Raw genomic sequence first — 8,554 nt, 5'->3', positions numbered from 1 at the left:
CGGCCACCAGCCGCTGCCGTCGCCGGCGCGCTCCAAGCCGATGAACAGCAGCGCGAAACCCGCCCCCGCGAGCAGCCCGTCCCCCAGGCCGCGGCCCGCCGCCTCCGCCGGGCCGGTACCGGCCGAGCGGGACACCAGCCAGATCGCGGGCAGGGCCAGCACGACGCCCACGAGGGCCGCCGCCGGCAGCCGCTCGCCCAGCGCCAGGCCCAGCAGCACGGGCAGGGCGGCGCTGCCCACCGCCGACAGCGGCGCCACGACGTTCATCGCGCCGCGCGCCAGGCCCCGGTAGAGCGCGAGGCTGCCCACCGCCGACCCGACGCCGGCGGCCGCGCCCCACAGCAGGTCCCCGGTCCGCGGGGCGGGGGTGCCCGGGAGGGCGAGCAGCGCGGCGGTGCACGCCACGGCGGCGACCTGCGCGGCGCAGCCGACGAGCGCGAAGTGCAGCCGGCGGGAGAGCACACCGCCGAGGAAGTCGGAGACGCCGTAGGCCAGCGCCGAGGCCAGGGCCAGCAGGACCGCCGTCACCGGGGACCGCCCGAGCGCTCAGGGCACCGCACCACCACGGGTGCATCGTGCCGGAGGTGGCGCCGCCCCCGCGGGGCGGGGCCGTCGGCCGCCCGGTGCGCTGCACCCGGGGACGGACCCCCGTCCGTCCCCGGGTGCGACGCATCTCCCCCCGCACGGGCCCGTCCGCGGCGTGGGCTCCCCCCGGATCCCCGCTGCGGCCCCCCGGGCCCACCCGCACCATCGCCCCCGCCCCCGGGGGCGTTACACACGCCCGGGGAGGCGTCCCGTGCCTCGCCTCCCCGGGGGGACGTTCTGCCCGCGACACGCGGCGCGTCGGGCGCGGAACGTCCCCACCGCTCCCGGGCCGGGCCTCACTCCCCCGCGAGCAGCTGCTCGAAGGAGACGGTGAGCGCGAACGGGTCCGCCGGCGCCGGGGGCGCGTAGGCGCCGACCTGGACGGCGAGCTCGGCGCCGGCGCGGTGCACCCGCTCCGACAGGCCGCCGCGGGCGTCGGCGCCGGCCCAGTCCTCCGGCGCGGCGAACACCCCCGTGGGGACGGCGAGCGCCCCGAGGTAGGCGAACAGCGGCCGCATCGCGTGGTCGAGGACCAGGGAGTGGCGGGCCGAGCCGCCGGTGGCGCCCAGCAGGACGGGCTTGCCGGTGATCGAGCCCGGCTCGACGACGTCGAGGAAGGACTTGAACAGCCCGCTGACCGAGGCGTTGAAGACGGGTGTGACGGCGACGAGCCCGTCGGCGGCGACCACCGCGTCGAGGACCTCCCGCAGCGGGGCCGGGGCGAAGCCGGTGAGGGCGGCGTCGACGACCTCGTGGGCGTGCTCGCGCAGGTCCACGGCGCGGACGGCGGCGGTCTCCCCCCGCTCGCGCAGGGCCCCGGCGGTGGCGTCGGCCAGGCGCTCGGCCAGCAGCCGGGTGGAGGAGGGCCGGCCCAGACCGGCCGACAGGGCGACGATCGTGCGGGTCATCGGGCACCTCCGGCGAGGACCGCGGCGGACTCGTCGGCGCTCCCGGCGCGCCGGGCGGCCAGCCGGGTGGCGTGGGTGGGGGCGTCGGGCACGTGCGCCGGGCGGCCGACGGCGAACTCGCGGCGCAGCACGGGGACGACCTCCTCGCCGAGGATGTCGAGCTGCTCCAGCACGGTCTTCAGCGGCAGGCCGGCGTGGTCCACCAGGAACAGCTGGCGCTGGTAGTCGCCGGCGTACTCGCGGGCGGCGAGGGTGCGCTCGATCACCTGCTGCGGGCTGCCCACGACGAGCGGGGTCTGCGCGGTGAACTCCTCCAGCGAGGGGCCGTGCCCGTAGACGGGCGCGACGTCGAAGTAGGGGCGGAACTCAGCGACGGCGTCCTGGGAGTTCTTGCGGACGAACGCCTGCCCGCCGAGGCCGACGATCGCCTGGTCGGCGGAGCCGTGGCCGTGGTGGGCGAAGCGCTCGCGGTAGAGGCCCACCATCCGGCGGGTGTGCTCGGCGGGCCAGAAGATGTGGTTGGCGAAGAAGCCGTCGCCGTAGTACGCGGCCTGTTCGGCGATCTGCGGGCTGCGGATGGAGCCGTGCCAGACGAAGGGCGGCACGCCGTCGAGCGGGCGCGGGGTGGAGGTGAAGCCCTGCAGCGGGGTGCGGAAGCGCCCCTGCCAGTCGACGACGTCCTCGCGCCACAGCCGGTGCAGCAGGGCGTAGTTCTCCACGGCCAGCTCGATGCCGTTGCGGATGTCCTGGCCGAACCACGGGTAGACGGGACCGGTGTTGCCGCGGCCGAGGGTGAGGTCGACGCGGCCGTCGGCGAGGTGCTGCAGCATCGCGTACTCCTCCGCGATGCGCACCGGGTCGTTGGTGGTGATCAGCGTGGTGGCGGTGGACAGCTGCAGCCGCTCGGTGCGCGCCGCGATCCAGCCGAGCATCGTGGTCGGCGAGGACGGCACGAACGGGCGGTTGTGGTGCTCGCCCACCGCGAAGACGTCGAGGCCGACCTCCTCGGCCTTCAGCGCGATGGTGACCATCGCCTTGATCCGCTCGGCCTCGGTCGGCGTCCGCCCCGTGGTGGGGTCGGTCGTGACGTCCCCGACGGTGAAGATCCCGAACTGCATGACCCGCTCCCTCTGCGTGGACCGCTCTTGTTGAGCATTCAACCACCAGGGCGCGAGGGTATTCCGGGCCCACCCCGGACGGCTCAGCGGGCGGTGGGGCGCGCCGCGCGCCGGCGCGCCGCCACCCGGCGGCCCACCGGGTCGGCGAAACGCGCCAGCACCGGCCCCAGCACCGCCAGCGCGAGCACGTAGGCCGCCGCCAGCGGCGCCAGGCGCTCGTCCACCACCCCGCCGGCCGTCGCCAGCCCCGCGATGACGATGGAGAACTCCCCGCGCGGCACCAGCGCCGCACCGGCGCGGATCCGCCCCGGGATCGCCACACCGGCGCGCTCGGCGGCCATCCAGCCGGTGAGCAGCTTCGTGACGACCCCCACCGCCACCAGCGCCAGCGCCGGCAGCAGCACCGGCGGCAGGCTCGCCGGGTCCGTGGACAGGCCGAAGGAGACGAAGAAGACGGCCGCGAACAGGTCCCGCAGCGGCTCCATGAGCCGGTGCGCCTCCTCGTCCAGGTCGCTGGACAGCGCGATGCCGAGCAGGAAGGCACCCACCGCCGCCGAGACGTGCACGCTCTCGGCCAGGCCCGCCACCAGCAGCGCCAGGCCCAGGATGCGCAGCATCGTGACCTCGTTGCTCTGCCCCGTCACGAACGAGGACACCACCCGCCCGAAGCGCAGCGCCACCACCAGCGCCACCGCCAGGCACGCCAGCGCCACCGCCACCGACCCCGTCGCCTGCCACGCGCCCGAGGCCGCCAGCACCGCCGTCAGCACCGGCAGGTAGACGGCCATCCCCAGGTCCTCCAGCACGAGGATGCCCAGGATGCTCGGGGTCTCCCGGTTGCCGAGGCGGCCCAGGTCGCCCAGCACCTTCGCGATGATCCCCGAGGAGCTGACGGCGGTGATGCCGAACATCGCCAGCGCCCCCACCGGGCCGAAGCCCAGCAGCAGGGCGGCCGCGGCGCCGGGCAGGCCGTTGAGCAGCAGGTCCAGCACGCCCACCGGGGCCTGCCGGCGCAGCGTGGACAGCAGGTCGCCGGCGGAGTACTCCAGCCCCAGCAGCAGCAGGAGCAGGACGACGCCCACCTCGGAGGCGGTGTCCAGGAACGCCTCGGGCGCCTCCAGGGGCAGCACGCCGCCGGCCCCGAACGCGAGCCCGGCCAGCAGGTACAGCGGCACCGGCGAGATGCCGATGCGCCCGGCGAGCCGGCCGACGAGGCCCAGGCCGAAGATGACGGCGCCGAGCTCCAGGAGCAGCGTGGCGGTGTGCACGCCCCGGCTCAGCCGCTCGCGAGGAGCTTCGCCGTCTCCCGGACACCGTCCTCGGTGCCCACGACGACCACCTTGTCGCCGGCGTGGAAGCGGTGGGAGGGCGTGGGGGACGGCATGACGTCACCCTTGCGCACGACCGCCACCACCGAGGCACCGGTCCGGCTGCGGATCTGCGCGTCGGCCAGCGTGCGCCCGTCGTAGGGGGAGCCGGCCTCGACGTAGATGCCCTCCGTGGCCAGGCCCTCGATCTGCTCGCGCAGCCGCGCCAGCCGCTCGATGACCCGGGGGGCGCCCAGCAGCTCCGCCAGCGCCTCCGCCTCGCCCGGCTCCAGGTCCACGACGAGCTGGCAGGCGTCGGGGTCGTCGACGCTGTAGACCACGAGCTCGCGGTCGCCGTTGCGCGTCGAGATCACCCCGATGCGACGACCCCGCTCGGTGACGAAGTCGTGGCGCAGCCCGACGCCAGGGAGCTTGGTCTCCTCGATGTCCACGCGTGCAAGTGTGCGCCCCGCAGCACCGGCCGCAGGACGCGGGACACCCGCGCGGGTGCCCGCCGGATGTGTGCTGCGTCACAGCGGCATGACGAGATCGGCATCGTGGGTCAAGATGTGCCCACCCACGAGGTCCGACCACAGGTCGCCCGCGGGTCGGGGTCGCAGGTGATCCCCCGGGTCCGTCGCCAGACGCCCAGGGCCACCGGGTCCCCGTGCTGACAACTGCACACGCACCCGGCAGCGCCGGGTTCCACTTCACGACGGATCGTCCGGCACGTACCTGCCGGTGAAGGGACACCACGATGGCTACGGTCACGTTCGACAAGGCGACGCGCCTCTACCCCGGCGGCGAGAAGCCCGCGGTCGACGCCCTGGACCTGCACGTCGAGGACGGCGAGTTCCTCGTCCTCGTCGGCCCCTCCGGCTGCGGCAAGTCGACCTCCCTGCGCATGCTCGCCGGCCTCGAGGACGTCAACGCCGGTCGCATCCTCATCGGCGACCGCGACGTCACCACGGTGCCGCCGAAGGACCGGGACATCGCGATGGTGTTCCAGAACTACGCGCTCTACCCGCACATGACCGTCGCCGACAACATGGGCTTCGCCCTGAAGATCGCCGGCACCCCGAAGGACGAGATCAAGCGCCGCGTGCAGGAGGCGGCGAAGATCCTCGACCTCGAGCAGTACCTCACCCGCAAGCCCAAGGCCCTCTCCGGCGGCCAGCGCCAGCGCGTCGCCATGGGCCGCGCCATCGTGCGCCAGCCGCAGGTCTTCCTCATGGACGAGCCGCTGTCCAACCTCGACGCCAAGCTGCGCGTGCAGACCCGCACCCAGATCGCCTCGCTGCAGCGCCGCCTGGGCGTCACCACGGTCTACGTCACCCACGACCAGACCGAGGCCATGACGATGGGCGACCGCGTCGCGGTGCTCAAGGACGGCATCCTGCAGCAGGTCGACACCCCGCGGCGGATGTACGACCACCCGAACAACGTCTTCGTCGCCGGCTTCATCGGCTCCCCCGCGATGAACCTGCTCACCCTGCCCGTCACCGACGGCGGCGTGCAGCTCGGCGACGCCCTGCACCCGGTCGAGCGCTCCGTGCTCGGCGGCGCCGGCAACCAGGTCACCCTCGGCGTGCGCCCGGAGGACCTGGAGCTGTCCGCCCACGGCCTCGCCGTGACGGTCGAGGTCGTCGAGGAGCTCGGCGCCGACGCCTACATCTACGGCTCGCTGCGCCAGGGCGCCGACGACATGCCGATCATCGCGCGCGTCGACGGCCGCCGCCCCCCGCAGAAGGGCGAGACGGTGCACTTCGCCGCCAAGACCGGCCACGTCCACCTGTTCGACGTGACCTCCGGCCAGCGCCTCGGGGCCTGAGCACCACCAGCACACCCGCAGCACGACGGGGGGTCGCAGCCGGCAGCAGCCGGCAGCGGCCCCCCGCCGCGTGCGCCCGCACCGGACGGCCGCCCCGGCGGCCGGGCGACAGGAGACAATGACCCCGTGAGCCTCCCGACGGCGACGTCCCTGCAGATCACGGCCGCGCGCCCCTACCCGGAGCTGCTGGACCTCCCGTGGGAGGTGCCGCTGGAGGAGTGGCCCGAGGAGCACCTCGCCGCCCTGCCGCGCGGCATCAGCCGCCACGTCGTGCGCTTCGTCAAGCTGGGCAGCCGGGTGCTGGCCGTGAAGGAGACCAACGCGGAGATCGCGCACCGCGAGTACCGGATGCTGCGGCTGCTCAACCGCCTGGAGGTGCCCTCCGTCGCCCCGGTCGCCGTCATCACCGGCCGCACCGCCCGCGACGGCGAGCCGCTGAACTCGGTGCTCATCACCCGGCACCTGCAGTTCTCGCTGCCCTACCGCGCCCTCTACAGCCAGACGCTGCGGCCGGACACCGCCAAGCGCGCCGTCGACGCGCTGGCCGTGCTGCTGGTGCGCCTGCACCTGACGGGCTTCTACTGGGGCGACGTGTCGCTGTCGAACACGCTCTTCCGCCGCGACGCGGGGGCCTTCGCCGCCTACCTGGTGGACGCCGAGACCGGCGAGCTCTACGACGAGCTGTCCACCGGGCAGCGCGAGTACGACCTCGACGTGGCGCGCACCAACATCGCCGGCGAGCTCATGGACGTCGTGGCCAGCGGCGCCCTGGACGCCGACATGGACGTGGTCCTGTCCATCTCCGACCGGATCATCTCCCGCTACCGCACCCTGTGGTCGGAGCTGACCCAGGAGGAGTCCTTCGAGCGCGGGGACCGCTGGCGGGTCGAGGCCCGCATCCGCCGCCTCAACGACCTCGGCTTCGACGTCGGGGAGCTGGCCATCACCACCGACATCGACGGCACGACGGTGCGCATCGAGCCGAAGGTCGTGGACGCCGGGCACCACTCGCGCCGGTTGCTGCGCCTGACGGGGCTCGACGCGGAGGAGAACCAGGCGCGCCGGCTGCTCAACGACCTGGACTCCTACCGGGCGGCCACCGACCGGCAGGGCGACGACGAGGAGATCGTGGCCCACGACTGGCTGGCGGAGCACTTCGAGCCGGTGCAGCGCCAGGTGCCGCGGGAGCTGCGCGGCAAGCTTGAGCCGGCGGAGGTCTTCCACGAGGTGCTGGAGCACCGCTGGTACCTGTCGGAGCGGGCCGGGCGCGACGTGGGCCTGGAGGAGGCGGCGGAGTCGTACGTGCGCAACGTGCTGCCCTCCAAGCCCGACGAGGTCGCGGTGCTGGGGGTGGACACCCAGGCGATCCGGGTGGTCGCGGGCGACTGAGGCGGGGCGGGCGGTTCAGCCGGCGGCGGTCACCGGCCGGGTGGACGCCTCGCGCGCCAGGGCGGTCGCCGCGTAGCGCTCGTCGGGGTCGAGGACGGCCAGCAGCCGGGTGACCACGGCGTCGAGCTGTGCGATCTGCGCGGGCTCCAGCGGGTCGATCAGCAGCTCCCGCACCCGCTGCACGTGGCCGGGGGCGGTGGCGACGACCTTGTCCCAGCCGGCGTCGGTGAGGACGGCGACCTGCCCGCGCCCGTCCTCCGGGCAGCGCTCGCGGCGCACCCAGCCGTGCTGCTCCAGCCGGGCGACGACGTGGGAGACGCGGGAGGGGCTGGCGTTGGAGCGGGCGGCGAGCTCGCTCATCCGCATGGCGCGGCCGGGGTGCTCGGAGAGCATGGCGAGCATGAGGTAGCCGGCCATGGTGAGGTCGGCGTCGCGCTGCAGCTGGGCGTCGAGCGCGGCGGGCAGCAGCTCGATGAGGGCCGCCACGCGCAGCCAGGCGCACCGCTCCTCGGCGGTCAGCCAGCGGGGTTCGTCCACGGCACGGAGCCTACCGTCTGTTCAAACCTTCAACAACGAGGTCGTGCCGGCGCGCCTCAGCGCTGCCGCGCCACCTCGTACAGCGCGACCCCCGCCGCCACCCCGGCGTTCAGCGACTCCACCGCCGCGGCCATCGGGATGCTCACCACCTGGTCGCACGTCTCCCGCACGAGCCGGGACAGCCCCGCCCCCTCCGAGCCCACCACCAGCACCAGCGGGGAGCCGGCCAGCTCCAGCTGCGGCAGCAGCACGTCGCCCCCGGCGTCCAGGCCGACGACGAACAACCCCTGCCGCTTGTACTCCTCCAGCGTGCGGGTCAGGTTCGTCGCGCGCGCCACCGGGATGCGCGCCGCCGCACCCGCCGACGTCTTCCACGCCGAGGCCGTCATCCCCGCCGCCCGGCGCTCCGGCACCACGACGCCGTGCCCGCCGAACGCCGCCACCGACCGCACGACGGCCCCCAGGTTGCGCGGGTCGGTCACCCCGTCCAGGGCCACCAGCAGCGCCGGCCCGCCCTCCCCGGCCGCCCGCTCCAGCAGGTCCTCCGGGTGGGCGTAGGCGTACGGCGGCACGCTGGCCGCCAGCCCCTGGTGCACCGCACCACCGGTGAGGCGGTCCAGGTCGGCGCGGGAGGCCTCCAGCAGCGGGATGCCGAGGTCACCGGCGGCGCCCAGCACCTCCTTGACGCGGTCGTCGGCGTCGATGCGGCTGGCCACGTACACCCCGGTGAAGGGCACGCGGGCGCGCAGCGCCTCCACGACGGAGTTGCGCCCGGCGATCCACTCCGTCTCCCCCGTGCGCTTGGCGGCACCGCCGCGCCCGCCGCCACCGCCGGCCCCGGGCCGCCCGCGCGCACCCTGGCGGCGCTGCGCCGCAGCC

At 75.0% G+C, this 8,554-nt stretch carries 9 protein-coding genes; 2 read left to right on the top strand and 7 right to left on the bottom strand.

The features are described 5' to 3' along the window. The 5 genes from ABEB16_RS04930 to ABEB16_RS04910 all read right to left on the bottom strand — a co-directional run. A partial coding sequence (locus tag ABEB16_RS04930) for an EamA family transporter (protein WP_345711154.1) occupies positions 1-528 on the bottom strand: 528 nt, incomplete at its 3' end. 353 nt (positions 529-881) lie between these two features. Further along, positions 882-1,493, bottom strand: a complete 612-nt coding sequence (locus ABEB16_RS04925) for a CE1759 family FMN reductase (protein WP_345711153.1) — start codon at positions 1,491-1,493, stop codon at positions 882-884. Beyond that, the gene (locus ABEB16_RS04920; RefSeq protein ID WP_345711152.1) at positions 1,490-2,611 is read right to left on the bottom strand and encodes an LLM class flavin-dependent oxidoreductase; all 1,122 of its coding nucleotides are present in this window, start codon (positions 2,609-2,611) and stop codon (positions 1,490-1,492) included. The genes ABEB16_RS04925 and ABEB16_RS04920 overlap by 4 nt, the downstream gene beginning before the upstream one ends. A gap of 83 nt (positions 2,612-2,694) precedes the next feature. Next, on the bottom strand, positions 2,695-3,879 hold the full coding sequence (locus ABEB16_RS04915) for a cation:proton antiporter (protein ID WP_345711151.1): 1,185 nt from the start codon (positions 3,877-3,879) through the stop codon (positions 2,695-2,697). Between the two features lie 8 nt (positions 3,880-3,887). Beyond that, a complete protein-coding gene (locus ABEB16_RS04910; RefSeq protein ID WP_345711150.1) occupies positions 3,888-4,370 on the bottom strand; it encodes a cation:proton antiporter regulatory subunit in 483 nt (160 codons plus the stop codon). A 305-nt stretch (positions 4,371-4,675) separates the two neighbouring features. Between ABEB16_RS04910 and ABEB16_RS04905 the strand changes: the two genes are divergently transcribed. After that, a complete protein-coding gene (locus tag ABEB16_RS04905; protein WP_345711149.1) occupies positions 4,676-5,749 on the top strand; it encodes an ABC transporter ATP-binding protein in 1,074 nt (357 codons plus the stop codon). A gap of 126 nt (positions 5,750-5,875) precedes the next feature. Next, positions 5,876-7,138 (top strand): DUF4032 domain-containing protein, encoded by a 1,263-nt coding sequence (locus ABEB16_RS04900; RefSeq protein ID WP_345711148.1) that lies wholly within the window; start codon positions 5,876-5,878, stop codon positions 7,136-7,138. A gap of 15 nt (positions 7,139-7,153) precedes the next feature. Here the strand turns inward: ABEB16_RS04900 and ABEB16_RS04895 are convergent, their stop codons facing one another. Both ABEB16_RS04895 and rlmB read right to left on the bottom strand, forming a co-directional pair. Then, positions 7,154-7,675, bottom strand: coding sequence for a MarR family winged helix-turn-helix transcriptional regulator (locus tag ABEB16_RS04895; protein ID WP_345711147.1), 522 nt, complete (start codon positions 7,673-7,675; stop codon positions 7,154-7,156). Positions 7,676-7,731: 56 nt separating this feature from the next. Next, positions 7,732-8,554: 23S rRNA (guanosine(2251)-2'-O)-methyltransferase RlmB (gene rlmB, locus ABEB16_RS04890; protein WP_345711146.1), on the bottom strand; the 823-nt coding region annotated here is incomplete at its 5' end.

This window comes from Kineococcus glutinatus, from assembly GCF_039542765.1.
Taxonomy (GTDB): domain Bacteria; phylum Actinomycetota; class Actinomycetes; order Actinomycetales; family Kineococcaceae; genus Kineococcus_A; species Kineococcus_A glutinatus.
The sequence above is the reverse complement of the archived record's forward strand: the minus strand, read 5'-3'. Positions and strand labels throughout refer to the sequence as shown.

What these genes read in the sequence shown, in the direction of transcription:
- ABEB16_RS04905 (WP_345711149.1), top strand. Translation starts at nt 4,676, where the DNA reads ATGGCTACGGTCACGTTCGACAAGGCGACGCGCCTCTACCCCGGCGGC.
- ABEB16_RS04920 (WP_345711152.1), bottom strand. Translation starts at nt 2,611, where the DNA reads ATGCAGTTCGGGATCTTCACCGTCGGGGACGTCACGACCGACCCCACC.
- ABEB16_RS04925 (WP_345711153.1), bottom strand. Translation starts at nt 1,493, where the DNA reads ATGACCCGCACGATCGTCGCCCTGTCGGCCGGTCTGGGCCGGCCCTCC.